Below are 25098 nucleotides of genomic sequence, written 5' to 3' on the forward strand. Positions count from 1 at the left end.
CCGGAATCGTAGGTCGCTCAGCTCCCGCGCCCGGCGGGCTCCGGCTGGGTGACGGCCGTGCGCCGGATGACGATCTCCCCGTCGGCCGTGGTCACCGCGACCGCGTAGAGGCCCGGCCGGTCGCCGTTGTACCTCAGCGGCAGCCCGGCCGCCTCCGGCCCGAGCCAGGCGACCATGTCCTCCCGGGTGCCGCCGACCTCCATCCACGAGATCCCCCGCGGCGTCACCGCGGACGGGCAGGGCTGCGCGGCCGGATGGACGCTCAGGTCGGGGAGGTGGAAGACGTTGGGCAGGCCGCGGCTCCAGCACGACACGGTGTCCGGGGTGCGGGCGGGCGCGCTGAGGCTGCCGTCCGGCCGCTGCCGCAAGCCCGTTTCGATGATGCCGGTGCCCAGGCGCGCGGCGACGGCTTCGAGTTCGGCGCGGGTGTCCACCCGCAGGCACCAGCCGAGGTAGACGTCGCCGCCGCGGATCTGCTCGTAGAACCAGCGGTCGGAGGCGTTGTGCTCGGGCGAGTAGGCGTCGATGACGCTTTCCACCTCGATGTACTGGTCCGGCCCGAGCGGGACGATCCGGTTGGCGATGCCCAGACCGGGGAACCAGCCGCCCTCGTACTGGCCCAGCCCGTGCGCCGCGCTCACCGTCCTGGCCGGCCGCATCCGCGTGAAGGGGGCCTGATTCTCGCCACCGACCACGTTTCCCTGGTACCCGCAACCTGTACGAGGGCACTGAGCGGCTCTGCCGGGAGGCTGCCCACCGCCACCGCCGGGCCGGGCCGGAGGTGGCCGATGGGCAGCTGCCACATCAGCGACAGGCTGGCGTAGATGCCCGCGGTGAGCAGGACGGTGCCGATCAGGGTGACGACCAGGCCGTTGCCGTTGATCGCGACGAGCACGCCGAGCGCGGCGAGCAGCGCGCCCGCCGCCGAGTGCCACACCCGTTCGGCGCGCCGGTCGGAGTGGCGCGCCCAGAAGAGCGCGACGCCGATCGCGGGCAGGTAGACGAGCGCGGTCACCAGGCCGGTCTGCACGAGGCTCAGCCGGGTGTCGTAGGACTCGGCGAAACCGGCGATGATCAGCGGCAGGAACGCGGTCAGCGCGGCGAACCCGACCCACAGCAGCCCGGTCGCGAAGGCGAAGGTGAGCAGCCGCGCGTCCCGCAGCCGCCCGGTGAGGTCGGCGAGCCGGATGCGCGGACGGCCGCCCTCGGGCGGGGGCACCTCGGCCAGCACCGCCGCGCGCTCCTGCGGGGTGAGCCAGCGCGCCTTCTCCGGCCGGTCGGTCAGCCACACCAGCACGAGCAGCCCGATCAGCACCGACGGCAGGCCCTCCAGGATGAACATCCACCGCCACCCGGCGAGCCCGCCCAGACCGTCGGTGCCCTGCAGGATCACCGCCGACAGCGGCGTGCCGATCACCGCGTACAACGGCAGGCTCGCGATCACGCTGATCAGCCCGCGCCTGGCCGGGGCGAACCAGTAGGTGAGGTAGAGCAGCATGCCGGGCAGGAACCCGGACTCGGCGGCGCCGAGCAGCACGCGCAGGGTGATCAGCGAGCCCTCGCCCTGCACGAACCCGGTGCAGGTGGCGACCGCGCCCCAGCACACCATCAGCAACGCCAGCCACCGGCGCGGGCCGACCCGCTGCAGCGCCAGGTTGCTCGGGATCTGCAGCGCGATGTAGCCGGCGGAGAAGATGCCGGTGGCGAAACCGAACGCGGCCGCGGACAGCCCCAGGTCGGCGTTCATGGTCAGGGCCGCGGTGCCGAGGTTGACCCGGTCCAGGAACGCGGCCGTGTACATCAGCAGGACGAGCGGGACCAGGCGCCACGCGACCTTGCGCAGCGCCCGGCGCCGGACCTCGGGCGGGACCGCCGTGCCGGCGGCCGCCGTCGTCACCCGTTCCGCCCGGTGACTTCGAGCGACGGCGCCCAGCGGGGGATCTCGCTGGTGCCGGAGGGCAGCCGGATGCTCTTGCTGTAGCCGAACTCGTGCAGGGTTTCCAGCGCGTGCTCGCGGCCGTAGCCGCTCGCGCCGACCCCGCCGAACGGGGTGCCGGTGAAGGCGCGGTTGTAGTTGTTGACGAACACCATCCCGGCGCGCAGGGCGCGGCTGACCCGCAGGGCGCGCTCGGAGTCGCGGGTGAACACCCCGGCGACCAGGCCGAAGTCGGTGCCGTTGGCGATGCTGACCGCCTCGGCCTCGTCCTGGAACGGGATCAGGGTGACGACCGGGCCGAAGATCTCCTCGGTGGCGATGCGCATGTCCCGCCGGACGCCGGTGAACAGGGTCGGCGGGACGTAGAAGCCGCCGGCCAGCCGCGGGTCGGCAGGCAGCGGCGCCTGGGCCGCGACCGTGGCGCCTTCGGCGATGCCGACGTCGATGTAGTCCAGGACCCGGCGGCGCTGGGCCTCGGTCACCATCGGGCCGACGTGGGTGCCGGGGTCCGCGCCGTCGCCGACCCGCAGCCGCGGCACGGCTTCGGCGTAGCGGCGCGCCACTTCGTCGTGGACGCCGGCCTGGACCAGGACCCGCGACGCGGCCGTGCACGCCTCGCCCTGGTTGAAGAACCCGCCTTCGATCGCCCACGGCAGGGCGCTGTCGAGGTCGGCGTCGTCGAAGACGATGAAGGGGTTCTTGCCGCCGAGCTCCATCAGTGTCGGGGTGAGGTTGTCCGCGGCGGTCTTGATGACCGCGGACCCGGTGCTCGGCGCGCCGGTGAACGAGATCTTGCCGACGAGCTCGTGCGCGGCCAGCCGGGCCCCGATGCGGCCGGTGCCGGGCACGACGTGGACGACGTCGTCGGGCAGGATCGACTGGGCGATCTCCACGACGCGCAGCACCGACAGCGGCGCCTGCTCCGGTGGTTTGATCACCACCGCGTTGCCGACCGCGAGCGCGGGGGCCAGCTTGCCCGCCGCGTGCAGGGGCGGCCAGTTGAACGGCACGATCGCGGCGACCACCCCGTACGGTTCGAGGGTGGTGATGTCCAGCGTGCTGCCCGCGTCGCGGACCTGGTTCGGCATCGCCTCGCACAGGCTCGCGAACAGCTCGAAGATCGCGATGGCCGCCTCCAGGTCGAACTGGCGCGCCTGGGACAGCGGTTTGCCGTTGTCGGAGGTTTCCAGCGCCGCGATCTCGTCGGCGTTCTCGCGCACCGCCTGCGCGATCTTCCACAGCCAGCGGCCGCGTTCCCGCGGGCTGCGGGCCTTCCACGCGAAGTGCGCGTCGTAGGCCGCCTGGACGGCGAGGTCGGTCTCCTTGACCCCGGCGCCCTGCACGACCGCCACCGGTTCGCCGGTGGCCGGGTTCTCCACGGTGAACCGGTCGGCGTCCTCCGAAGAGGACCACCGGGTGCGGATCACGTCCCCTGGGCTGCTCGTTGTTGTCACGTCACGCTCCCATCTGGCTTCGTGCGACACATCGTGAGCCGGGCCCGATCCACAAGGAAGCCAATTCTGGCTATGCCGGAAATCGAGAGACTCTATGTGCGGAGGGTGCGGGCGGTCCGGGGAGGGTGGATGATGGCGGCACCATGCCGACCTGCTTCGACCATCCGCCCCGGGCCCTGTGCCGCGTCCAGGTGCGGCGCACCGGCAGCGGGCTGGTGCTGTCGGTGCACGGCGAAGTGGATCTCGAGGCGATGCCGGTGCTCGAGGACGCGCTGGCGACGGCGCTGCGCGAGGCGCCCGGGGTGCTGGTGGTGGACCTGACCGGGGTCGGTTTCCTGGCGGCCTGCGGTCTCCGGGCCCTGGTCGAGACGCACCTGCGCGGCGGCACACGGCTGCGGATCGTGGCGGACGGCATCTCCCGGCGGGTTCTCGAGCTGAGCGGGCTGACCGGCACGCTCGCTGTCTACACCGACGTCGCGCACGCCGAGGCCGGCGTCGCCTGAGTTGCGGTTTTGGCGTCCGGCCAGCAGGGTGGTCGTCGGCGACCGTCTTGAGCAGACAGGACGGAGTTGGGGATGGTGACCACGCAGCCGATGTCGGAGATCTCGGAACCGCTGACGTTGGACCTCGAACCGGGCACGGTGCCGCCGCTGGTGGCGGTGCGGCGGTGGGCGGCCAGAGCGCTGTCGGATCTCGGGGAGGACCACCTCGTCGCTGTTCAGCTGGTCGCCACCGAGATCCTCACCAACGCCCACGAGCACGCGGGCGGCGCCGGGCAGCTGCGGCTGTGGCGGGAGCGCGACCCGTGCCGGATCCGCGTCGAGGTGGACGACCCCTCCCCGCGGCGACCGGAACTCCGCAGGCCGGACCCGGCCAGTCCGCGTGGCCGGGGCCTGGCGATGGTGGCCAAGCTGACCGGGGATTGGGGCAGCCGGCGCCGCGGCGACGGTGGGAAGACGGTGTGGGCGGCGATCGACTGCACGAGCTATCCGTGGGGCCGCTGCCCCTGACGCCGGGCCAGGCCAACCGCCTCACCCCGGGCTGGCCAACTGCCGTCGCACCATTTCGGTGATCCACCCCTTGAGCACTTCCAGGCGCTCGGCGATGCCGATGGGCGTGGTTCCGGTGCTCCGGTGGGGGCGGTCCGGGCGGCTCGGCCAGGCAACCGCGCCGCTGCCTCATCCCGAGCTCACCCCGGGCTGGCCTCCTGCCGTCGCACGATCTCCGTGATCCACGTCGGTGCGTAGGGGGATGTGCAGTTCGGTGGCGTGGGGTAGTCCTTGAGCACCTCCAGCCGCTCCCCGATGCCGATCGCCCGGTCCCGGTGCTCCGCGTGGGAGATCCCGATCTGCGCCAGGCAGTGGTTCATCGCCCACTGGAGGCGGTCCGGGGCGTCCTTCATCTCCGCCTCGATGACCTCCAGCAGCCTCCCCAGGTCGAGCCCCCCGGGCCGCTTCGCCACGCGGTCCGTCGTCAGCGCCCACCCGGCGCTCGCGACCACCGGGTCCGCGTCGGCGAGCCAGGACAGCCGCAGGTCCTCCGCGTGCGGGCTCTTCTTCACCACGTAGTTCACGAGCCAGTCGTGCACCTTCGGCGCCCGCGCCTCGCGCAGCATCGCGTCCAGCTCGGCGCGCTCGAACGCCCTCGGGCGGCAGATCAGCAGCGCCAGCAGCCGCGCGGCCGTGTCGCCCGTCGCCCACAGCTCGCGCGCCAGGTCGTGCTGCGTCTTCAGCCGCTTCGCGATCGCGCGCAGCTTGCCCAGGTTCACACCGTGGTCGTCACCGTGCTTCTCGTTGACCGCCCGCGCCTTCGGGTCCTCCAGCGCGGCCAGCTCGGCCATCACCTCCGCCACCATCACGCCACCCTACCGGCGCTGGTACACCCGGCGGCCCGCGAACCACGTCTCCTCGGCCCGCGTGCCGGCCAGCTGGTCGGCGGGCACGGCGAACGGATCGCGGTCGAGCACCACGAAATCGGCCGACTTGCCCGCCACCAGCGAACCGGTGACGTCGTCGACGCCCATCGCCCGAGCCGCGCCCAGCGTGTAGGCGTGCAGGGCCTCCTCGAGGGTGAGTGCCTGCTCCGGCCACAGCTCGCCGGGATGCGTGCCCGTCGGGTCGGCCCGCGTCACCAGTCCCTGGATGCCCGGCCACGGGTTCGGCGAGGGCACCACGGGCCAGTCCGAGCCGCCGGCGATCAGCACCCCGGCGTCGACCAGGTTCCGGTTCGGGTGCAGCTTCTCCGCCCGCTCCCGCGGCACGCACGCGCAGATCGCGTCGAAAATGACGCCGGGGAACCACAGCGCGGGCGACAGGTCGGCGGTCACCCCGAGTTCGGCCAGGCGCGGCACGTCCTCCTCGGCGACGTACTGGCCGTGCGCGATGTGAAACTTCGCGTCCTCGTGCCCGGCGGCGCGCACCGCGGCCACGGCGTCCAGCGTCATCCGCACCGACGCGTCCCCGGTGCAGTGGATCTTCGCCGACATCCCCTGCGCCGCCACCCGCAGCAGCCAGCCGGTCAGCTCGTCGGCGGTCATGGTGGTCTCGCCGCGCCAGGACGGGCCGTGCACGTCGTCGGGCAGGTACGGGCGCAGGAACGCGGCGGTCTTCGACGTCGGCACCCCGTCGAGGAAGATCTTGACGAAGTCCGGCCGGTGGTGGCCGCCGCGGTAGTCCTCCCGCAGGTCGATGAGGTCCTGCCCGAGCGGGTGGGTGCCGAAGATCTGGTCGTTGACCTGCAACGACGTCACCACCCACGCGTCCAGCCGCCCGGTGTCGTCGAGGTGCTTGAGCGCCCGCAGCATCGGCAGCGACGCGGCGGCGTCCTGGAAGGCGGTGATCCCGAACGAGTGCAGGATCTCGATGCCCCGCAGCGAAGCCCGGGCGTCCTGCTCCACATCGGACGGTGCCGACGCCGCGTACGCCCGCTCGACGGGGATCAGGGCGGACTCGATGAGCAGCCCGCTGTCCGCCGAAATTCCCGCGCGTTCCAGTGCGGCGGAGGACACCCAGCGGTTGTGGCAGCTGTCGTCACGCAGCAGCACCGGCCGTCCGCCGCAGGCCTCGTCGAGCGCCGCCAGAGCGTCCGAAGTGGACAACTCGGGAATGAGCGTGCTGCCCCATCCGCCGCCGACCACCCACCCGTCCGGCGGCAGCTCCGCCGACCACTTCCGGATGGCGCTCAGCAGGCCGGGCAGGTCCTCGGTGCCGTCGAACTGCAGCTCGAACAGGTCGGCCCGGCCCGCGGTCAGGTGGTGGTTGTGGACGTCGGCGAGCGCGGGCATCAGGAACGCGCCGCCGTGGTCGACGACCTCGCCGTCGTGAGCCGCCAGCAGGTCCTCGCCGCCGGCCGCGGTGATCACCCCGTCGGTGACGACGAGGACCGAGGCCTCCGGCCGCGCCGGGTCGAGCGTGCGGATGCGGGCGTTGCGGTGGATCTGAACGGACACGGGAATTCCTCCACTCAGTCGCAGCAGTGTGATCCGCGGGCCCGCGGCACGTCGAGGGCGGGGTTGCGGTCGAAGAACCCGACCGGCTTGAGCTTGAAGCCGGTGTAGTCGACCGGCATGATCGGCCAGTCCTCCGGGCGGGGGAAGTGCGTGAGGCCGAAGGTGTGCCACACGACGAGGTCCTGCCCGTCGAGGTCGCGGTCACCGGCCACGTAGGCGGGCAGCCCGGCACCGCCGGGGTGTTGGTTGACGAAGTCGCCGGCCGCGTAGCGCTGCGCCGGGTCATAACGGGTGACCCACAGGTGCTTGGTGGCGAACGTGGCGCGAGCGTGGATGGACGACGCGTCGTCCGCGAGCAGTTCCGGGTTGCCCTCCGGGACGAGCGCGTAGGCGACGGGATCGCCGAGCCGGTTGCGGGACTCCGGGTTGGTGATGTGCCAGATCCGGCCGCGGCGGTTGTCGGCGAGCCGCTGCGCTTCGGATTCCTTCCGCAGCGGCGTCTTGCGGAGCGTGAAGGCGTTGCCGCGCGGGTTGTCCGGCCCGATCGGCACCCGCTCCACGTCGACCTCTTCGACCAGGTTCGCGGTCCCGTCCACGGCCATGTCCAGCCGGGCGCTGAACAGGTGCTGGTGGTACGGGGCGCCGAGACCGGGTGCGAGTTCGGAGGCGTACGGGTAGCCCTTGCCGGGGTAGGCGGAGGTGAACACGACGCCGGTGGCCTTGGCCTCGCACTCGATGGTGCCGTCCAGGTAGAGGTACCAGTAGAAGCCGTAGTCGTAGTTGCCGATCGTGGTGAAGAACGAGATGACCATGCGGCGCTGGCGGCGGGTCTCCGCCGAGCCCGCCCAGAGGTCGGTGTGCTTCCAGAGGATCCCGTAGTCCTCCTCGTGCAGGCAGATCGCGTTGGGCAGGACGCGGGGGTGGCCGAACTCGTCGGCGATCACCGCGTCCAGGTAGGTGATCTCGCCGAGGCAGTCGCAGCCGAGTTCGAGCGCGTTGGCGTAGCGGCCGATGAGGTACTCGCCGGTGTCGAAGTAGTTCTGCCACGAGCGGATGGGGGAGGGGTCGGCGTAGGGCACGACCATCTCGGAGATCGAGGCGCGGCGCACGATCGGCCGGTCCCGGTCGCCGTCGCGGAACGAGATCTCGTGCAGGACAAGGCCTTCGCGGGCGTCGAACCCGATCCGCAGCGACCAGTTCTCCCACCGCAGCAGGTGCCCGTCGAGGGTGAAGCTGGGGCCGTCCGGTTGCGTGATCTCCAGCGGCTTCTGGGTGGTCCGAAGTGGACCGGTGACGGCCGGGTCGTCGAAGTTGCCCGGTTCGGCCGGGATAGGCACCGGGCCGAGGTCGATCACCCGGGTGACCTCCCTGGCCAGGACGTCGACGAACCCGACGAGCCCGTCGACCGGGTGCGCCCACGCGTGGTCCGCCGGGTGCTCCTGCACGAACGCCAGACCGCGCAGGATGCGCCGCCCGGTCTCTTCCGGGTAGTCGAACACCCCGGCCGACAGCGGCGCGACCCGCACCTTCGCCACGTCCAGGTCGCGGGCGGCCAGCGCCGCCAGCCACCGCTCGTCCTTCGCGAGCACCTCCTCGACCAGCGCGAACTCCTCGTCCAGCACGGGCAGCTGCCCGTCCACGGCCGGGTCGAGCGCGCGCCGCGCGACGACGGACTCCGCGGTGAGCGACACCAGCACGTCCTGACCGCCGGTGACGTCGTGCAGGAGGATCCGCGCCACGCGATCGGGGCGGTCGGTGTCCCTGGCGGGTTCTTCGAGGCCCAGGTAGACGACCCGGGCGGTGCCGGGGAGGAGGCCGGCGTCGGCGAGGACGCGGCGGGCGGTGGTGATCTCGTCGGCCGTCAACGGGTCGAGCGGGTGCGGAGGCATCGTCGGGCTCCTTTTTTCTCCACGTGTAGACGAAAGGGTGAGGCATCTTCGCCGCGAACGCAAGAGCCCGTTACCGTGAAGGCATGCCGAAGCAGGTCGACCACGCCCAGCGCCGCGCGGAGATCGCCAACGCCGCGTGGCGGGTGATCGCCGAGCGCGGCATCGACGCGGCCACCATGCGGGCCATCGCCGACGAGATGGGCATGGCCAACGGCGCGCTCAAACACTACTTCCCCGGCAAGAACGCCGTCATCCGCACGGCGTTCACCCGCGTGGTCGACAACACCGACGCCCGCGTGCGGGACCGGCTCGGCGACGCGACCGGGCTGGCCGCGCTCCGCGTGTTCTGCCACGAGGTCATGCCGGTCGAGGACGTCACCCGCCAGGAGGCCCGCGTCGTGCTGCCGTTCTGGCAGCGCGCGCTCGCCGACGCCGAACTGGAGTCGGTCTACGACGCCGCGATGACCGCCTGGCGCGAGCGGATCGGCGGGTTCCTCCGCGACGCCCGCGCCGCCGGTGAGGTCCGTACGCCCGTGCCGGACGAGGTCGTGGTCGAACAGCTGCTCGCCATGCTCAACGGGGTGCAGGCACTGGCGCTGCTCACCCCGGGCACGACCACGCCGGAGCTGCAGCGCCGGATGATCGACGCCTTCCTGGACGGGCTGGCGTAGGGGAATCCTTCAGCGGGCGACGGGAAACACCCAATGTCGCCCGGATCCTCCCGTGATTAGCGTTTTCCAGCAACGCTGGCGAAATCACGGGAGGCGTTCGTGCCGCTGGACGAAGACCTGTTGCCCGAAGCGCGGAAATCGTATCGTTACCAGTGGTACGTGGTGGCGATCTGCATGCTCGCCTACGTGTTCTCGTTCGTCGACCGGCAGATCCTGTCGCTGATGATCGAGCCGATCAAGCGCGACCTGCACCTCACCGACACGCAGTTCAGCCTGCTCAACGGGCTGGCGTTCTCCCTGCTCTACTCGGTGATGGGCCTGCCCATCGCGATACTGGCGGACAAGCGCTCCCGCCCGCTGATCATCTCCATCGGGGTCGCGTTCTGGAGCCTGGCGACCGCGGCCTCCGGGCTGGCGAAGAACTTCGTGCACCTGTTCCTCGCGCGGATCGGCGTCGGCGTCGGCGAGGCCGCGTTGTCGCCCGCCGCGTATTCCATGTTCAGCGACATGTTCCCGAAGAGCAAGCTCGGGCGCGCCTACGGCATCTACTCGCTCGGTTCGTTCATCGGCGGTGCCGCCGCGTTCATCATCGGCGGGTACGTCATCAACCTGCTGAAGTCGGTGGACGCGGTCACGCTGCCGCTGCTCGGCGAGGTGCGCGCGTGGCAGCTGACGTTCCTGATCGTCGGGCTGCCCGGGATCGTCCTGGCGCTGCTGGTGTTCCTCACCGTGCGCGACCCGCGCCGCCGCGGGCTCCGGCGCGACGCCGACGGCGGCGTGCAGAAGGTCGCGCTGCGCCACGTGATCGGGTTCCTGTGGCGGCACCGCCGCACGTTCGCGGCGCACTACCTGGGGTTCTCGCTCTACGCGCTGGTGCTGCTGGGGATGATGGCCTGGACGCCGGCGTTCTACATCCGCGCGTTTTCACTGACCTCCACCGAGGCCGGCTACCTGCTCGGCGTGGTGGTGCTGGTGGCCAACGGCAGCGGCGTGCTCTTCGGCGGCTGGCTGGTCGACCGGCTGGCGCGGCGCGGCCACACCGACGCGGCCATGCGGGCCGGGGTTATCGGCGCGCTGGGCATGACCGTCCCGGTCGTCGCCTTCACGCAGGTCGGCCAGCTGTGGCTGTCGCTGGCGCTGCTGGCCGTCGCGATGTTCTTCGCCTCCTTCCCGATGCCGGCCTCCACGGCCGCCATGCAGGTGCTCAGCCCCAACCAGATGCGGGCCCAGGTGTCGGCGATCTTCCTGCTGATCTCGAACCTCATCGGGCTCGCGCTGGGCACCACGCTCGTCGCGCTGGTCACCGACCGGGTGTTCGGCGACCCGAAGATGGTCGGCTCGTCACTGTCCATTGTCTACGGTCTCGCGTCCGTGCTCACGGTGCTGCTGCTGTGGCGCGGGTGCCGGCACTTCCGGCGCAGCGTCGCGGCGGAGCGCGCGGCCGGGGAACCCGCCGCACAACCGGAAGGAGTCAGCTGAATGAGGATCGCAGTGCTGGGCGGTGGCCACGGGTGCTGGGCCGCGGCCGCGGAACTGACCGAGAACGGCCACGACGTGCGGTGGTGGCGCCGCGACGCCGCCGCGCACCAGGCCCTCCGCGAGGCCGGCGCGATGACCGTCCGCGACCACCGCGGCACCCGGCAGGTGCGGGTGGGCGAGCTGGTCACCGACCTCGCCGAGGCGGTGCGTGACGCCGCCCTGATCGTCATCCCGCTGCCCTCGACCACGCACGCCGACCTGGCCGCCCGGCTCGCCCCGCTGCTCACCGACGGGCAGGTGGTGTTCCTGCCGCCGGGCACGCTCGGGTCGGTCCTGTTCGGCAAGGCGCTGGCGGAGGCGGGCAACCCGGCCGACGTCGCGTTCGCCGAGACCGGCACGCTGCCCTACCTGGCCCGGCGGCACGGCGCCACCGAGGTGGTGATCAGTGGTTATGCGACCCGGCTGCCCACCGGGGTGTTCCCGGCGCGGCTGGCGGCCAAGGCGTTCGACGTGCTGCGCGCGGCCTATCCGAGCGTCGAGGAGAGCGAGGACGGCCTCAGCGGGGCTCTGATGAACGCCGGGCCGGTGATCCACCCGCCGCTGATCCTGATGAACGCCGGGCCGCTGGAGCACTTCGAGGCGTGGGACATCCACAACGAGGGCACGCAACCCGCGATCCGGCGGGTCACCGACGCGCTGGACGGCGAGCGCATCGCGCTGCGGGAGGCGCTGGGCTACGGCGCGCCGCACTTCCCGCTGGCCGACCACTACGCCACCGACGGCGACGAGTGGATGTACGGCCGGGCCGCGCACGAGAAGCTCACCGACTCCGGCGACTGGCGGGAGAAGATCGACCTGCTGACCCACCGCTACATGCTGGAGGACACGCGGCTGGGGCTGTCGCTGCTGGTGTCGGTGGGCCGCTGGGCCGGGGTGCCGACGCCGGTCGCGGCCGGGCTGCTGAGCATCGCCTCGGCGGTCACCGGGCGGGACCTCTACGCGGAGGGCCGGACGCTGGAAAGCCTCGGGCTGGCGGAACTCTCCCGGCCGGAGCTGACGCGGCTGCTGCGGGAGGGTTTCACCTCGTGAGCGACGAGATCGCCGTCGTCGGGGCCGGCCGCATGGGGGAGGGCATCGCGCTCACCTGCCTCGCGGCCGGTTTTCCCGTTGTGCTGGCCGACGTCAAGGACCGCGCGGATGAAGAACGGCGCGAATACGCCGACCGGCTTCGCGCCCGGCTCGGGTCCGGAGTGACCGTGTGCGGGCGGGAGCCGGGCGCGCTGGCCGGTGCCTCGGTGGTGTTCGAGGCCGTGCCGGAGGTGCTGGAGATCAAGCGGGACGTGCTGGCCTGGGTTTGCCGCGAGGTCGCCGCGGACGCGGTGATCGCCTCGACCACGTCGACGTTCCTGGTCACCGAGATCGCCGGACTGGTCGAGCGGCCGGAACGGGCGGTCAACGCGCACTGGCTCAACCCCGCCGATGTCATGCCGCTGGTCGAGGTCAGCCGCAGCGACGAGACCGACCCGGCCGCGGTGTCCCGCCTGACCGGCCTGCTGGAGCGCCTCGGCAAGATCCCGGTGGTGTGCGGGCCCGCGGCAGGCTACATCGTGCCGCGGCTGCAGGCGCTGGTGATGAACGAGGCGGCCCGCATGGTCGAGGAGGGCGTGGCGAGCGCCGCCGACATCGACCTCGCCGTGCGCGCCGGGCTCGGCCCCCGGTTCTCGGTGCTCGGGCCGCTGGAGTTCATCGACTGGGGCGGCGGTGACATCCTGTACTACGCCTCCCGCTACCTGGCCGCCCAGCTCGGCGACCGGTTCCGGCACCCGGACGTCATCGAGGAGAACATGGCCGCCGGCCGCCGTGGTCTGCGGGACGGGACCGGCTTCTACACCTTCGACCCGGACGGCGTCCCGGCGTACCGCGCGGCGCGGATGCGGGAGTTCGCCGAACTGTTCCGCCTGCGGGAACCGGAGCTCCGGGCCGGCACGCCGGTGCCGGCCCGGTCCCCGTCAGGACGCGAGAGCCACAGCGGCGGTGGCCCGTCGCCGGTGCACGACCGCGACCACCAGCCCGAGGACGAACACGGCCGCGACGGACGCCAGTAGCACCGCGGCGGTCGCGCCCGAACCGCCGGTGAGCGTGCCGAAGTTGACGATCAGCAGCACGATCCCCGCCAGGATCAGGACCGCGGCCAGCGCCGGTGAGTACCGCGTGTGCCACGTGGACTCACCGCGCCGGTCGCGCCGGAACCAGGCGAGCACCGACACGCTGGTCAGCACGTACAGCACCAGCAGCCCGACGACCGACACCCCGCCGAACCACGAGAACAACGTCAGCACCGGGTCCATGCCCCGCGCCGCGAACGGCAGCACCAGCGCGGCCGCGACCACCGTCGAGGCCACGCCCGCGAGGTAGGGCGAGCCGTGCCGGTTGGTCCAGGCGAGGCGGCGCGGCAGGACCGCGTTCTCCGCCAGCGAGTGCAGGTACCGGTTGATGGCGTTGTGGAACGCGAGGACGCCGGCCAGCAACGACGTGGCCAGGATGATCCCGACCGCGTGCGCCGCCCAGCCGCCCAGCGTCGCCTGGATCGCGCCGGCGACCAGCCCGCTCGCCTCGCCCGCCCCGACCGCCTGGCCCGCGGCGTCCACAACGGACCCGGCGCCGTAGAAGCTGACCACCATCCAGGCCACGAAGGCGAAGAACACCGCCACGACCGCCACCGCGAGATAGGTCGCCCGGGGGATGGTGCGGCGCGGGTCGCGGGCCTCCGGCGCGTACAGGGCCGTCGACTCGAACCCGAACATCGACGCGACGGCGAAGGTGAACGCGACCCCGGGCGCCCCGGAGGCGATCGCCGACGGGCCGAACGTCGCGCCGAAGTCCAGGCCCTGCGGCCCGCCGCCGCGGGCGAACGTGATCACCGCGAACACCAGCAGGATGCCCATCTCCAGGCCGACCAGGCAGGCCAGGGCGCGGGCGCCGATCTCGATGTTCAGCCAGGCCCACGCCATGACGAGCACCATGGTCACCAGGCCGCACGCCCACCACGGCACGGAGATCCCGGCGTAGGCGGCGAGCAGGCCCGACACGGTGACGCCGTAGAGGCCGTACATGGCGGCCTGGACGGTGCAGTAGGCGAACAGGGCGACGAAGGCGGACGCGGTGCCGGTCGTCGTGCCGAGGCCGCGGCCGATGTAGGTGTAGAACGCGCCGCCGTCGGTCACGTTCCTGCTCATCGTGATGTAGCCGACGGCGAACAACGCCATCACCACCCCGACGAGCAGGAACGTGGCCGGGGCGGCCGGGCCGTTGCCGAGGGTGATCGCGATCGGCAGCGCGCCCGCGATCCCGGTGAGCGGCGACTGCGCCGACAGCACGAAGAAGACGATCGCCGCGACGCCGAGCGAACCCCGGCGCAGGGCGGTCCCGTGATCCGGTGTGGGGAGAGACATCGTTGTCCTTCCGTGGGTTTCCGGTCAGAGCGGGGAGACGGCGGACTCGGGCATGTGGCCTGCGGTGATCTCGACGCCGGAGAGGGCGCCGGCGAACGCGGTGAACTCGGGGATGTCGCCGGCCCCGGCGTTGGCCTTCTCGGCCGCCTCCTGGGTCCGGTAGATCCACACGTCGGTCCAGGAGCCGTCCTCGCCGCGGCTCAGCGCGGGCACGGACAGCAGGTCCGGATGGGCGTCCCGCACGGCCAGGATCGCGGCCGAGCGCAACGCGACGAGACGGTCCTCGGGCAGGTCCGTGCGGTAGTGGACGAACTCGACGAAGTAGGGCACGGGGTTTCCTCTCTGTTGTGGACGGTGTCAGCGGGTGAGCAGCCGCCGCGCGACGGTCAGACCGGTTTCGATGGCGCCGTCGACGAACCCGGCCCATCCGGTCGCGTAGCCGCTGCCGGCGAAGTGCAGGCGGTCCTGCGGCTTGCGGAACTCTTCGAGCGCGCGGAGCTGGCCGGGGGCGAGCATCGGCCAGGTTTCGCCTGCGAACTCGTCGGCGACCCAGTCGTGCCCGTCGGCGGCGACGACCTCCAGGTCCGGCCGCCACAGCGCCAGGGCCTTGGCGACCGCTTCGGTGTCGTCCGGCCGCAGCGCGGACGCGCGGGGACCGAACGCGACCAGCAGGGTGTCGCCGTCCACGGTGTACTCGGTCTGGCCGAACGTGAGCGGCGAGTCCGGGCCCGCGAACACGACGAACGGTTCGACCTCGCCGCGGACGCGGATCCACGTCTTCATCCCCTTCGACGCCTGCCCGGCGCGGGCCGCGTCCCGCAGCACCGCGGGCAGCCCGGGCTCGAACTCGATCGAGGGGAGGACGTTCTGCGGCAGGGTCACCACGACGTCGCCGGCTTCGAAGGTCTTGCCCGACGCGGTTTCCACGGCGACGCCGGTGCTCGTGCGGCGGATCTTCGTGACGACCGTGCCGAGGCGGATGTCGGCGTCGGTGTCGGCGGCGATCGCGTCGGCGAGTGCCTTGGTGCCGTGCGTGAACTTGACCGTCGCGCACGTCTCGAACATCAGCGGCCAGCTGCCCGAGGCCGCCGCGCACCACCGCAGCGCCTGGGTGAGCGCGCCGTCCTCGGGCGGGCTGTTGAAGTTCAGCGCCCACATGCCCGCCAGGAGTTCCCGGTCGGCGGGCGGCAGGCCGAGCGCGTCGATCCGGTCGGTGACGGACTGCCGGTCTAGCGCGTGCAGGACGTCCGGATCGGGGCGCCGGAACGGTTCCCACGGCCACTCGAACCACTCGCGGCTGTCGGCGAGGAACGCCTGCATCCCCGGGTCGAACCGCGCGAACAGCTCGTCCGCGCTGCCTTCGTGGGCCTGCCCGCCGACGTGCCAGTAGGCGCGGGCGGGGACCGGGCTGCGGGTCAGTTCCAGCTGGTAGCGGGAGATCTCGGCCCACACGTGGGGCTGGGTCCAGTGCACCCAGGTGCCGCCGAGTTCGAGCGGGCGGCCCAGCCGCTCGGCGGTCCAGGTGCGGCCGCCGATGCGGTCGCGGGCTTCCAGGACGGTGACCGTGGTGCCGCGGTGGGTGAGTTCGCGGGCGGCCGTCAGGCCCGCGAACCCGGCTCCGACCACGACGACATCGGCGCGTTCAGGCATGAGGGAATCCCTTGCGGAAGGAGAGGTCGACGCCGCCGGTGGCGGGCGTCCGGGGTGTGCCCAACTGTGACTCGGTCCGCTAAATTAGTCAAGTGGATAATTTGGCGGCCGGTACCATTCCGACGGTGACGAACGAGACGGCGGGCGCGTCCCGCGGGCGGGCGCGGCCGCACGGCACGGGCCGGGAGGCCCTGCTGGAGGCGGCGGTGCGGGTCGTGGCGCGCCAGGGGCTCCGGCAGCTCACCTACCGCTCGGTCGCGAAGGAGGCCGGCGTCAACCACGGGCTGGTCACCCACTACTTCGGCAGCATCGACGAGCTGACCGCCCAGGCCCTGCGGCGGTCCCTGGACAGCAGCGTGCCGTCGGTGACCCCCGAGCCGGGCTCGGGCAGGCTGGACCTGCTCGGCGACGGCCTCGCCGAGTTCGTCGCCGAGCAGCCCGAGACCCAGGCGTTCCAGTACGAGCTGACGCTGGAGTCGCGGCGCCGCCCCGAGCTCGCCCCGCAGGTCCGCGAGCTCTACGACGGCTACCGCGCGGCGATCCGCGCCGAGCTCGCCGCCGCCGGGCTGGACGACGAGGGCCTGGCCGCGCTGGTGTTCGCGGCCATGGACGGCCTGGTCTTCCAGCAGATCTGCGGGGTCGACGAGCTGCCGACCGAACGGGTCCTCGACACCCTGCGCCACGTGCTCACGCGCCTGCGGCCGGAGAGCTGACCGTCACCGGACCGGCTCCGGGACCGCCGCGCTCCGGCGGCGCGCCCGCACCGGCGCGGTTTCGGGCAGGCAGAGCAGGCACACCAGCGACAGCCCGAGCAGCGCGGCCAGGTAGAAGCCGACGTTGAGCGCGTCCCCGGTGCCTGCGACGATCCGGTTGGCGATCATCGGCGAGATGCCGCCGCCCAGCACGGCGCCGACGTGGTAGCCCACGCCAACCCCGGACTGGCGCTGCTCGCGCGGGAACAGTTCGGAGAAGAACGTGTACATCGGTCCGAAGAGGACACCGGTGGCGCAGAACCCGATGATCACGGCGGTGTTGACCGCGGCGACCGTGCCCGCCGAGCTGAGCGGGAACATCAGCAGCGCCGACCCCAGCGACAGCACGACACCGGCCAGCATCACCGGCTTGCGGCCGAGGCGGTCGGACAGCCACGCCGCGCCGACGTTGCACAGCGCGTGGCAGACCAGGGCGATCATCGAGCCGTTGACGATGGGCTGGCGGGGCAGCCCCAGCCCCTCCGGGGCGCGGGCCGTGGCGTAGGACAGCATGAACGTGGCCAGCGCGAACGTGCTGGCGGTGAGCCCGATGTTGACGCCCGCGACCAGCGCGAGCCGCCGCCAGTTCGCCTTCACGACCGCCAGCAGCGGCGCCTTCACCCGGGCGCCCTCCTGCTCGGCCATCTCCCGGAACACCGGGCTCTCCGCGACGCCCTTGCGGATCCACAGCCCGACCACGAGCACCAGACCGCCCGCGAGGAACGGGATCCGCCAGCCCCAGCCCGTGACGTCGTCGTCGGGGAGCAGCAGCACCAGCGTGAAGGCCAGGTTGGCGAGGATCGTGCCGACCGGCGAGCCGATCGCCACGAAGGACCCGTACAGGCCGCGGCGCTGCTCGGGGGCGTGCTCGATCGCCAGCACGGCCGCGCTGGAGTTCTCGCCGCCCCTGGCCAGGCCGTGGCACAACCGCAGCAGCACCAGCATGACGGGCGCCGCGACGCCGACGGCCGCGTAGGTCGGCAGCACGCCCATGCCCAGCGTCGCCAGGCCCATCAGCACGAACGCGCCGAACAGGGCCGTCTTGCGGCCGCGGCGGTCGCCGAGCCAGCCGAAGACGGCGCCGCCCAGCGGCGCCGCGACGAAGCCGATCGCGAACGTCGCGAGGCTCATGAACGTGCCGAACCACGCGTCGCCGGTGGCGAAGAACACCTGGCCGAACACCAGGGCGGCGGCGGTTCCGTAGATCTGGAAGTCGTACAGCTCCAGCGAAGTGCCGACCGCGGCGGCCACTCCGATGCGCGGTAGGCTGGGCTGAGCGGGGCCGTGTGTGGTCATCGACCGTCCTCATCGTCCGTGGTGGTTCCCGTTACGGTAGGAAGCGCCCGCCGCGGCTCCCAGTCGCAAATCCCGCAGCCGCATAGGGGAAACCTGCAGCGCGCTTGACAAGGTTCGCGCCGGTGACAGATGGTGTTCGGCATCGCGCCTCCCGCTCGGAGAAGGAGAATCCCGTTGACCGACACCGCTCTCGAAGCACTCGCCCGGCGGGTCGAGGTGCTCGAGGCCGAAGCCGAAATCCGCCGGCTACAGGCTCGTTACATGTTCCTGTGCGACACGCCGCTGCCCGAGTACGGGATTTCCGACGACGCCAAGCGCATCGAGCTGATCCTGGAGCTCTACACCGAGGACGCGGTGTGGGAGGGCGTCGGCGAGTACTACGACGGGCAGTTCGGGCGGGCCGAGGGCAAGCAGGCCATCCGGGAGCACTTCGAACGGTTCTGGGGCGAGAAGCGGGATCCGGCGCTGCTGTTGAACGCGCACTACCTGACGTCGGAGCAGATCCACGTGCACGGCGACACCGCGGACGGGCAGTGGATCCACATGCAGCCGTGGCTGTTCTCGGACGGCAGTGCGCTGCTGCGGTCCAGCCGCCTGAACAACGCGTTCCGGAAGGAGGACGGCGGGTGGCGGATCACCCGCACCCGCACCGAGAACGTGTTCGTGGCGCCGCTGCCGGACCACTTCGCCAGCGACCGCCCGTCGGCGTCGGTACTGATGAAGCCATGACCGACGCGGTGGTGCACATCGTCGACGACGACGAGGGCCTGCGGCAGTCGCTGGCGTTCCTGCTGGAGAGCGTCGGCATCCAGGCGCTGACCTACCCCGACGCGCCCGCCTTCCTGGCCGAGTTCGACCCGGACGAGCCCGCGGTGGTGATCGTCGACGTGCGGATGCCCGGCATGAGCGGGTTCCAGTTGCAGGAGGAACTGACCGCGCGGGGCTACCCGGCGCCGGTCGTGTTCTGCTCCGCACACGGCGACATCCCGATGTCGGTGCGCGCCATGACCCGCGGCGCGGTGGACTTTCTGGAGAAACCCTACGAGCCGCAGCGGATCCTGGAAGTGGTGCAACGGCAGCAGCAGGACGCGTGCCGGCGGTTCACCCGCGAGGCGGCGCGCCGGGCGGTGGAGGCGCGCCTGGCGCAGCTGACCCAGCGGGAGCGCGAGGTGCTGCGGTTGGTGGTCGAAGGGGTGTCCAGCCAGATGGCGGCGAACCGCTTGGGCACGAGTGTGAAGACGATCGACGTGCACCGGGCGCGGATCAAGGCGAAGACGGGGGCGGAGAGCCTGGGCGCCCTGGTGCACGACATCCTCACGCACCGCGTGGTGGTGTGAGGTCGCTTGTGGATCGATGAGCGCGGCTCGCCGGTTTCGCCCGGCGAGCCGCGCTGCATTCGGTCGGTGGATGGTGCTGCGTGCTGGTCCAGCGGAGCGCGAGGTGCTGCGGTTGGTGGTCGAAGGGGTGTCGAGCCAGATGGCGGCGAACCGCTTGGGCACGAGTGTGAAGACGATCGACGTGCACCGGGCGCGGATCAAGGCGAAGACGGGGGCGGAGAGCCTGGGCGCCCTGGTGCACGACATCCTCACGCACCGCGTGGTGGTGTGAGGGTCTTTCTGCGGGTCCTTTATGGAGCCCAAGTGCTCACGGCTGAGTGCGGCTCGCCGGTCTGGCGGGCCGCGTCGCATTCCGGCGGTGCGTGGTGCGGGGCCGGATCGCGCCCCCCGGTTTCACCGAGCGAGTCGCGCTGCCTCCCGGCGGGAGGTCCTTTGTGGATCCCGCGCACCCACTGCTGAGCGCGCGGGCTACTGCCGAGCGCGCGATCACTCCACCAACGCGCGCTCCACCCAGCAAGCCGTGGTCAGCAAAGCCGTCTCCTCCCGCGCCCGGCCGACCAGCTGAATCCCGAGCGGCAGACCGTCCTCAGTGGACAACCCGGGCACGGCCACCTGCGGAACACCCAGCGCCTGCCACGGCCGGCTCAGCACCGGATCTCCCGTCGCGGCCAGGCCCTCCGGTGGGGGACCGGGCGCCGCGGGGCCGAGGATCGCGTCGTGGGAACCCAGGAAACCCGACACCGCCGACGCGGCCGACCGCACGAACTCCCGCGCTCGCCGGTACTCCGCCTCCGGGGTCTGAGCACCCGTCTGCAACAGCGTCGCCAGCGGCGCGCTCAGCTCCGCCGCCCGCTCCAGCTCGGCGGCCCGTTCCCGCGCCGCCTCGTACGCCATCACCACCGGGTGCGCCGCGGTCAGGTCCGCGATCAACCGCTCGTCCGGGAACGCCTCCACCACCGCGCCCGCCGCCACCAGGCGGTCCCTCGCAACCGCCAGCGCCGCGCGCATCGCGGGTCCGGCGATGCCCGTCCACAGCAGCAGCCGCGGGGGACGGGCGGGCAGTCCGGCCGCGTCCGGCGAACCGGTCAGCGCCGCGTGGGCCAGCGCCAGATCCGACATCCGGGCGGTGTAGAAGCCGTGGCTGTCCAGGCTCGGGCTGAGCCCGGTGACCCCGTCGACCGGGAACCGGCCGTGGCTGAGCACCATCGCCGCGACCCCGCAGAACGACGCGGGCCGGATCACCGAACCGGCGGTCTGCGACCCGAGCGCGAGCGGCACCTGCCCCGACGCGACGGCCGCCGCCGAGCCGCTCGACGACCCGCCCGGCGTGTGGCCCGGCGCGCTCGGGTTGTCCGTCGGGCCGGGGGAGAAGAACGCGAACTCCGTGGTCACCGTCTTGCCGACCGGCACCGCGCCCGCGCGCCGCCACGCCGTCACGATCGCGGCGTCGGCCGCGGCGGGCGGGCTGCCGGCGCGCAGGCCCGATCCGCACCGCGTGGGCAGGCCGGCCACGTCGATGATGTCCTTCACCCCGAGCGGCACCCCGCCGAGCGGACCGGCCGCTACCGGCTCCGGCCACGCCAGCTCCACCCACGCCCGCAGCGCCGGCTCCGTCTCGGCGATGCGCTCACGGGACCGGCGCAGCGCCTCGTCCACCGAACCACTCACCAGCTCCCGCAGTGACCACGGCGCGCGCAGCGGCTTCACGCGTCCTCCCAGGCGGCGTCGGCGACCCAGAAGTCCATGCCGCTCTCGCTCACGCCGTGCCGCCACTCCGAGGTCCGGCGCAACGTCGGCTCGACCTTCGCGGTCACGGCGTCCGCCGCCTCCGGGCCGTCGTCGGGCACCTGCCAGTGCACCCAGTTCAGCTCGCGCCCCTCGGCGTCGTGCACGAACAGGTCCACGTGCCGCCAGCCGTAGCCGTGCGTGTCGTTGTAGCAGGTCAGCGTCATCCGCTCCATGGCCGCTCTCCTACGCCGCAGTGGTGCCGAGGCTGTGGAACCGGCGCTGGAAGTACACCAGCGCGGCGGGGTCGTCCCCGGTGATCACGGTGTCCACCTCGACGAACAGCACCGAGTGCGACCCCGACGCCTGCTCGGCGACGATGGTGCCGACCACCGAGGCGCACGCCCCGGTGAGCACCGGCACCCCGTGGGTCGCCAGGTCCCACCGTCCGTCGGTGAACCGCTCCGCGGTGGGCACGCCGGTGGCGCCGGCGAAGTGCAGCGCCAGGTCCTCCTGGCCGGCGCCCAGCACGTTCACCGCCAGCCTGCCGTTGCCGACCAGCACGTCGTGCGAGCGGGCGGTGCGGTTCACGCAGACCAGCACGGTCGGCGGCGAGTCGGTCACCGAACAGGCCGCGCTCACGGTCATGCCGGCGCGGCCACGGGGACCGTCGGTGGTGATGACGGTGACCGCCGCCGAGAGGTTGGCCATCGCGGCGCGGAACTCGGTCTGCTGCCGGGTCAGCTCGGGCACGATTCCTCCAAACGATCGCCGAACAGCTCGAACGTACGCGCGCGGCGGGGCCGCCGGGAAGTGAGAGTTCTTCCCGCCCCGGTAAGGGTTTCCCTTACGTATCAGGGGTTTCCGCGAGCGGCAGGGCGAACCCGAACCGCGAGCCGGCGCCGTCGCGGGGCTCGGCCCAGATCCGGCCGTGCTGGCGGGTGATGATCCGGTGCGACAGCGCCAGGCCGATCCCGCTGCCGTGCTCCTTCGAGGTGAACGACTCGGCGAACGGGTCCCGCGGCAGGCCGCGTCCCCAGTCCTCCACGGTCAGCACGCCCTCACCGCCCTCGGCGCGCGTGGTCAGCACGATCTCGCGGCGCTCCGGGCCGAAGGCCGCCACCTCGTCGATGGCGTTGAAGCAGAAGTTGAGCACCACCTGCCCGGTCAGCACCCGTTCGCACCGCACCGGCACCGGACCCGGCGGCTCGCGGACCACCACGTCGACGCCCGCCGCGTCCGCCCGCAGCCGCACGAAGTACAGGCATTCGGTGACGATCTCGCCGAGGTCGGCCACCTGGCGCACGTGCTCCAGGTGCCCGACGAACGCGCGCAGTGCCGCGACGATGGCGCTCGCGCGGTCGATCTGCCGGACCGCGCTGTCGATGCCGAACCGCACTTGCTCCGCGGCCGTCCCGGACGCGTGCCGGGCGGCGCCGCCGAGGAAGTTCGCCGCCGCCGCGAGCGGCTGGCCGAGCTCGTGCGCGATCGCCATCGCCATGTCGCCCATCGCGTTGTAGCGGGCCAGGTAGTTCTCCTGCTGCAGTTCGCGTTCCCGCCGGAGGTCCTCCTGCACGCGGCCGGACACGTCGTGCAGGATCATCAGCAACGCGTCCCCGCCGGTCTCCTGCAGCCGTTCGAGGCTGCCCTCCAGCCACACCGGCTCGTCCGCCCCGGTGAGCGCGAGCTGCACCGTCGTCACCGGATCGGCCCGCTCCAGGACCTCCGGCCAGGACGCCGGGCGGCCGGCCAGCCGCAGCGTGCCGTACCCCGACAGCGGGCCGAGCGGCTGCCCGCTGTCCGCGCCGATCACCTTCAGCGCCGTGTCGGTGGCGAACCGCAGCACGCCGTCCCGGTCCAGCATCAGCGCGATCGTGGACGTGCGGTGCGCCAGCGCGTCCATGTAGGACGCGGTGCGCCGCAGCTCCTGCTCGATCTCCTGCTCCCGCTCGATGTCGCGAAACTGCACCATCACCGCCGGCCCCTGCGCGAGTTCCACGCGGATCGCGATGGCCTCGGTCGGGATCACCCGTCCCGTGCGGGACCGGTAGTGCCACTCGATGCTGTTCGTGCCCTTCTCCACCGCGTCCTGCAGCCACGCCCGGCCGATCACGCGGTCGTACTGGCGCGCGGTGCTGCTCATGTGGTTCGCCTTGAGCGGACGCAGCTCGGCCACGCTCCACTCGAGCATCTCGCACGCCGCCGGGTTGGCCCACAGGATGTTCTTCGTCGCCGCGTCGTGCACCAGCACGCACATGCGGCTGGCGTGGAGCATGGTCACGAAGTCCTCGGTGACCAGTTCGGGCGCGCGTGGATCCACCTGCATCCCGCCAGGGTAAGCCGGGCGCGGCCGGCGCGCGCTGAAGGAATCCCCTACCCGGTGCCGCAGAACCACCAATTCCGCACGGCGGCCCCGGCTGCCTACCGTCGGTGGGCAACCCGCGAGTAGGAGGAGGCGCGATGGTGCACACCCCGCAGGGCGTCGGGTTCGACGACGTCCTCGCCGAGCTCGCGCAGCGGCGGCAGGAGTTCCGCGAGCAGCGCTACGTGCCGAAGGACTTCGTCGCACGGCTCAAGCAGATCGGGATCTACCGGGCGGCGACGCCGGGCAAGTTCGGCGGGCAGCCGATGCCGCCCGCCGAGTTCCTCGACACCATCGAGCGGATCTCGGTGGTCGACGGTTCCACCGGCTGGGTCGCGAGCTTCGGCTCCGCGCAGATCTACCTGGCCGCACTGCCGCTGGACACCCAGGCCGAGCTGTACCGCGACGGCCCGGACGTGGCCTTCGCCGGCGCGCTGTTCCCGATGCAGCGCGCCGCCGCCACCGAGCGCGGCTACCTGGTCGACGGGCACTGGAAGTTCGCCAGCGGCTGCATGGGCGCCGACCTGATCGGCGTCGGCCTGCCCGGCGACGAGGAGTCCGGCGGCAAGCCGCGCACCGCGGTCCTGCGGCCGGACCAGGTCGAGATCGTCCAGGACTGGGACGTCGTGGGCATGCGGGCCACCGGCTCGTTCGACATCGTGGTGCGCGGGGTCGAGGTGCCCCGTGAGTGGACCTTCATCCGCGGCGGCGCGCCGACCGTGGACGAGCCGCTCTACCACTACCCGACGATCGCCTACGCCTCCCAGGTCCTCGCCGTGGTCGGCGCGGGCGTGGCGCGCGCGGCCCTGGACCACGCCAAGCAGGTCGGCGGCGGCTACACCGGGGTCACCGGCGCGCCGAAGCTCGCCGACCGGGCCTACTACCGCACCGAGGTCGCCCGCGCCGAGGCGGACCTGAGCTCGGCCCGCGCCTGGTTCTACGACCTGAGCGACCAGGTGTGGCAGCACGTGCTGCGCGGCGACACCGCCACCGACGAGCACAACGCCCGGCTGCGGCTGGCCTCCGCGCACCTGGCCCGCGTGGCTTCGGGCGTAGTGGACCGGCTCGTCGAGATCTCCGGCACCGCCCCGATCTACACCGAGCACCCGCTGCGCGACCTGGCCGGCGACGCGCTGGTGCCCAAGCAGCACGCCTTCCTCGGCCCGGCGATCTTCGACTCCGCCGGGGCCGTCCTCATGGGACTGTCGCCCACCAGCCCCGGCTTCCGCTGACCCGACCACCACCGACGAGGAGGACCGAGATGAGCGCGACGCCCCTGCGCGTGCTGTTCTGCATCGGCATCAACCAGAACTTCTTCGACCTGCCTGCCGACGGCATCACGCCCGGGCACGTGTGGCAGGCGTTCGTGTCCATGCTGGACGGCATCAAGGCGCTGCCCGGCGTGGACTTCATCGGCGACATCGACGACGACTCGCACATGGTGGGCCCCTCCGACGGCTGGCCGTGGACCGCCTACATCCTCGCCGACGTGGACACGGCCGAGACCGTCAAGGCCGCCTGCAACCTGTTCCGCACCACCCCGGTCGGCGACGGCGGCGCGAAGCTGTGGCGCTTCGCCAAGGTCGAAGCCCGCATCGGCCGCGCGCTGACGGTGCGCGAAGACGTCGAGCTGCCCGGCTGAGGAGA

The 25098-nt window shown here is 72.3% G+C and carries 26 protein-coding genes; 12 read left to right on the forward strand and 14 right to left on the reverse strand.

The window, feature by feature from the left end:
- Window positions 1-17: 17 nt before the first annotated feature.
- From AMY39116_RS0318880 to AMY39116_RS0318890, 3 genes are read right to left on the reverse strand one after another with little or no spacing between them, the layout of a single operon-like run.
- Window positions 18-659, reverse strand: a complete 642-nt coding sequence (locus AMY39116_RS0318880; RefSeq protein WP_020419199.1) for a VOC family protein — start codon at window positions 657-659, stop codon at window positions 18-20.
- The gene (locus tag AMY39116_RS0318885) at window positions 638-1897 is read right to left on the reverse strand and encodes an MFS transporter (protein ID WP_020419200.1); all 1260 of its coding nucleotides are present in this window, start codon (window positions 1895-1897) and stop codon (window positions 638-640) included. The genes AMY39116_RS0318880 and AMY39116_RS0318885 overlap by 22 nt, the downstream gene beginning before the upstream one ends.
- Complete coding sequence (locus AMY39116_RS0318890; protein ID WP_039791628.1) at window positions 1894-3390, reverse strand: aldehyde dehydrogenase; 1497 nt, start codon at window positions 3388-3390, stop codon at window positions 1894-1896. Before AMY39116_RS0318890 ends, AMY39116_RS0318885 begins: the two co-directional genes overlap by 4 nt.
- 143 nt (window positions 3391-3533) lie before the next feature.
- On the opposite strand from AMY39116_RS0318890, the gene AMY39116_RS0318895 reads away from it, so the two are divergent.
- Window positions 3534-3893: an STAS domain-containing protein gene (locus AMY39116_RS0318895; RefSeq protein ID WP_020419202.1), complete on the forward strand. Its 360-nt coding sequence runs from the start codon at window positions 3534-3536 to the stop codon at window positions 3891-3893.
- A gap of 72 nt (window positions 3894-3965) precedes the next feature.
- Window positions 3966-4400 (forward strand): ATP-binding protein, encoded by a 435-nt coding sequence (locus AMY39116_RS0318900; protein ID WP_020419203.1) that lies wholly within the window; start codon window positions 3966-3968, stop codon window positions 4398-4400.
- A 179-nt stretch (window positions 4401-4579) separates the two neighbouring features.
- On the opposite strand, the gene AMY39116_RS0318905 is transcribed toward AMY39116_RS0318900, so the two are convergent.
- The 3 genes from AMY39116_RS0318905 to AMY39116_RS0318915 are packed head-to-tail and all read right to left on the reverse strand — an operon-like array spanning window position 4580 to window position 8790.
- Window positions 4580-5245, reverse strand: a complete 666-nt coding sequence (locus AMY39116_RS0318905) for a DNA alkylation repair protein (protein WP_020419204.1) — start codon at window positions 5243-5245, stop codon at window positions 4580-4582.
- Between the two features lie 9 nt (window positions 5246-5254).
- On the reverse strand, window positions 5255-6838 hold the full coding sequence (locus AMY39116_RS0318910) for an amidohydrolase (RefSeq protein WP_020419205.1): 1584 nt from the start codon (window positions 6836-6838) through the stop codon (window positions 5255-5257).
- 14 nt (window positions 6839-6852) lie between these two features.
- Entirely contained in the window at window positions 6853-8790 is a 1938-nt protein-coding gene (locus AMY39116_RS0318915; protein WP_255346854.1) for a primary-amine oxidase, read from the reverse strand.
- A 20-nt stretch (window positions 8791-8810) separates the two neighbouring features.
- Between AMY39116_RS0318915 and AMY39116_RS0318920 the strand changes: the two genes are divergently transcribed.
- From AMY39116_RS0318920 to AMY39116_RS0318935, 4 genes are all read left to right on the forward strand, one after another.
- On the forward strand, window positions 8811-9398 hold the full coding sequence (locus AMY39116_RS0318920; protein WP_020419207.1) for a TetR/AcrR family transcriptional regulator: 588 nt from the start codon (window positions 8811-8813) through the stop codon (window positions 9396-9398).
- Window positions 9399-9497: 99 nt separating this feature from the next.
- Entirely contained in the window at window positions 9498-10877 is a 1380-nt protein-coding gene (locus tag AMY39116_RS0318925) for an MFS transporter (RefSeq protein WP_020419208.1), read from the forward strand.
- Window positions 10878-11966 carry an NAD/NADP-dependent octopine/nopaline dehydrogenase family protein gene (locus AMY39116_RS0318930; protein WP_020419209.1) on the forward strand — a complete coding sequence of 363 codons (1089 nt, stop codon included), beginning with the start codon at window positions 10878-10880 and terminating at the stop codon, window positions 11964-11966.
- Complete coding sequence (locus AMY39116_RS0318935; protein ID WP_020419210.1) at window positions 11963-12982, forward strand: 3-hydroxyacyl-CoA dehydrogenase NAD-binding domain-containing protein; 1020 nt, start codon at window positions 11963-11965, stop codon at window positions 12980-12982. The genes AMY39116_RS0318930 and AMY39116_RS0318935 overlap by 4 nt, the downstream gene beginning before the upstream one ends.
- Here AMY39116_RS0318935 and AMY39116_RS0318940 read toward each other — a convergent pair.
- The 3 genes from AMY39116_RS0318940 to AMY39116_RS0318950 are packed head-to-tail and all read right to left on the reverse strand — an operon-like array spanning window position 12887 to window position 15979.
- Window positions 12887-14329, reverse strand: coding sequence for an APC family permease (locus AMY39116_RS0318940; protein ID WP_020419211.1), 1443 nt, complete (start codon window positions 14327-14329; stop codon window positions 12887-12889). The genes AMY39116_RS0318935 and AMY39116_RS0318940 overlap by 96 nt on opposite strands.
- A 24-nt stretch (window positions 14330-14353) precedes the next feature.
- Complete coding sequence (locus AMY39116_RS0318945; RefSeq protein WP_020419212.1) at window positions 14354-14659, reverse strand: hypothetical protein; 306 nt, start codon at window positions 14657-14659, stop codon at window positions 14354-14356.
- Between the two features lie 27 nt (window positions 14660-14686).
- Entirely contained in the window at window positions 14687-15979 is a 1293-nt protein-coding gene (locus AMY39116_RS0318950) for an NAD(P)/FAD-dependent oxidoreductase (protein ID WP_020419213.1), read from the reverse strand.
- Between the two features lie 125 nt (window positions 15980-16104).
- On the opposite strand from AMY39116_RS0318950, the gene AMY39116_RS0318955 reads away from it, so the two are divergent.
- A complete protein-coding gene (locus tag AMY39116_RS0318955) occupies window positions 16105-16692 on the forward strand; it encodes a TetR/AcrR family transcriptional regulator (protein ID WP_020419214.1) in 588 nt (195 codons plus the stop codon).
- Window positions 16693-16695: 3 nt separating this feature from the next.
- On the opposite strand, the gene AMY39116_RS0318960 is transcribed toward AMY39116_RS0318955, so the two are convergent.
- Window positions 16696-18027, reverse strand: a complete 1332-nt coding sequence (locus tag AMY39116_RS0318960; RefSeq protein WP_020419215.1) for an MFS transporter — start codon at window positions 18025-18027, stop codon at window positions 16696-16698.
- Window positions 18028-18201: 174 nt separating this feature from the next.
- Between AMY39116_RS0318960 and AMY39116_RS0318965 the strand changes: the two genes are divergently transcribed.
- From AMY39116_RS0318965 to AMY39116_RS43195, 3 genes are all read left to right on the forward strand, one after another.
- A complete protein-coding gene (locus tag AMY39116_RS0318965) occupies window positions 18202-18756 on the forward strand; it encodes a nuclear transport factor 2 family protein (RefSeq protein WP_020419216.1) in 555 nt (184 codons plus the stop codon).
- A complete protein-coding gene (locus AMY39116_RS0318970; RefSeq protein WP_020419217.1) occupies window positions 18753-19364 on the forward strand; it encodes a response regulator transcription factor in 612 nt (203 codons plus the stop codon). Before AMY39116_RS0318965 ends, AMY39116_RS0318970 begins: the two co-directional genes overlap by 4 nt.
- A 70-nt stretch (window positions 19365-19434) precedes the next feature.
- On the forward strand, window positions 19435-19635 hold the full coding sequence (locus tag AMY39116_RS43195; protein ID WP_235716170.1) for a LuxR C-terminal-related transcriptional regulator: 201 nt from the start codon (window positions 19435-19437) through the stop codon (window positions 19633-19635).
- 215 nt (window positions 19636-19850) lie between these two features.
- Here the strand turns inward: AMY39116_RS43195 and AMY39116_RS0318980 are convergent, their stop codons facing one another.
- The 4 genes from AMY39116_RS0318980 to AMY39116_RS0318995 all read right to left on the reverse strand — a co-directional run bounded on the left by AMY39116_RS0318980 (window position 19851) and on the right by AMY39116_RS0318995 (window position 23415).
- Window positions 19851-21071, reverse strand: coding sequence for an amidase (locus AMY39116_RS0318980; protein ID WP_020419219.1), 1221 nt, complete (start codon window positions 21069-21071; stop codon window positions 19851-19853).
- Complete coding sequence (locus AMY39116_RS0318985) at window positions 21068-21325, reverse strand: hypothetical protein (RefSeq protein ID WP_020419220.1); 258 nt, start codon at window positions 21323-21325, stop codon at window positions 21068-21070. The genes AMY39116_RS0318980 and AMY39116_RS0318985 overlap by 4 nt, the downstream gene beginning before the upstream one ends.
- Before the next feature lie 10 nt (window positions 21326-21335).
- Complete coding sequence (locus AMY39116_RS0318990; RefSeq protein WP_020419221.1) at window positions 21336-21842, reverse strand: flavin reductase; 507 nt, start codon at window positions 21840-21842, stop codon at window positions 21336-21338.
- A 94-nt stretch (window positions 21843-21936) separates the two neighbouring features.
- The gene (locus AMY39116_RS0318995; protein ID WP_039791629.1) at window positions 21937-23415 is read right to left on the reverse strand and encodes an ATP-binding protein; all 1479 of its coding nucleotides are present in this window, start codon (window positions 23413-23415) and stop codon (window positions 21937-21939) included.
- A gap of 134 nt (window positions 23416-23549) precedes the next feature.
- Here AMY39116_RS0318995 and AMY39116_RS0319000 point away from each other — a divergent pair, with 134 nt between their 5' ends.
- Entirely contained in the window at window positions 23550-24683 is a 1134-nt protein-coding gene (locus AMY39116_RS0319000; protein ID WP_020419223.1) for an acyl-CoA dehydrogenase, read from the forward strand.
- Between the two features lie 29 nt (window positions 24684-24712).
- Complete coding sequence (locus tag AMY39116_RS0319005; RefSeq protein WP_020419224.1) at window positions 24713-25093, forward strand: hypothetical protein; 381 nt, start codon at window positions 24713-24715, stop codon at window positions 25091-25093.
- Window positions 25094-25098 lie beyond the last annotated feature (5 nt).

It is taken from the genome of Amycolatopsis sp. ATCC 39116 (assembly GCF_000231075.2).
Taxonomy (GTDB): Bacteria; Actinomycetota; Actinomycetes; order Mycobacteriales; family Pseudonocardiaceae; genus Amycolatopsis_E; species Amycolatopsis_E tucumanensis.

Coding starts and splice junctions, on each gene's coding strand:
- AMY39116_RS0318880 (WP_020419199.1), bottom strand. CDS start 659: ATGCGGCCGGCCAGGACGGTGAGCGCGGCGCACGGGCTGGGCCAGTAC.
- AMY39116_RS0318895 (WP_020419202.1), top strand. CDS start 3,534: ATGCCGACCTGCTTCGACCATCCGCCCCGGGCCCTGTGCCGCGTCCAG.
- AMY39116_RS0318900 (WP_020419203.1), top strand. CDS start 3,966: ATGGTGACCACGCAGCCGATGTCGGAGATCTCGGAACCGCTGACGTTG.
- AMY39116_RS0318905 (WP_020419204.1), bottom strand. CDS start 5,245: ATGGTGGCGGAGGTGATGGCCGAGCTGGCCGCGCTGGAGGACCCGAAG.
- AMY39116_RS0318920 (WP_020419207.1), top strand. CDS start 8,811: ATGCCGAAGCAGGTCGACCACGCCCAGCGCCGCGCGGAGATCGCCAAC.
- AMY39116_RS0318930 (WP_020419209.1), top strand. CDS start 10,878: ATGAGGATCGCAGTGCTGGGCGGTGGCCACGGGTGCTGGGCCGCGGCC.
- AMY39116_RS0318940 (WP_020419211.1), bottom strand. CDS start 14,329: ATGTCTCTCCCCACACCGGATCACGGGACCGCCCTGCGCCGGGGTTCG.
- AMY39116_RS0318950 (WP_020419213.1), bottom strand. CDS start 15,979: ATGCCTGAACGCGCCGATGTCGTCGTGGTCGGAGCCGGGTTCGCGGGC.
- AMY39116_RS0318960 (WP_020419215.1), bottom strand. CDS start 18,027: ATGACCACACACGGCCCCGCTCAGCCCAGCCTACCGCGCATCGGAGTG.
- AMY39116_RS0318970 (WP_020419217.1), top strand. CDS start 18,753: ATGACCGACGCGGTGGTGCACATCGTCGACGACGACGAGGGCCTGCGG.
- AMY39116_RS43195 (WP_235716170.1), top strand. CDS start 19,435: ATGGTGCTGCGTGCTGGTCCAGCGGAGCGCGAGGTGCTGCGGTTGGTG.
- AMY39116_RS0318985 (WP_020419220.1), bottom strand. CDS start 21,325: ATGGAGCGGATGACGCTGACCTGCTACAACGACACGCACGGCTACGGC.
- AMY39116_RS0318995 (WP_039791629.1), bottom strand. CDS start 23,415: ATGCAGGTGGATCCACGCGCGCCCGAACTGGTCACCGAGGACTTCGTG.
- AMY39116_RS0319000 (WP_020419223.1), top strand. CDS start 23,550: ATGGTGCACACCCCGCAGGGCGTCGGGTTCGACGACGTCCTCGCCGAG.
- AMY39116_RS0319005 (WP_020419224.1), top strand. CDS start 24,713: ATGAGCGCGACGCCCCTGCGCGTGCTGTTCTGCATCGGCATCAACCAG.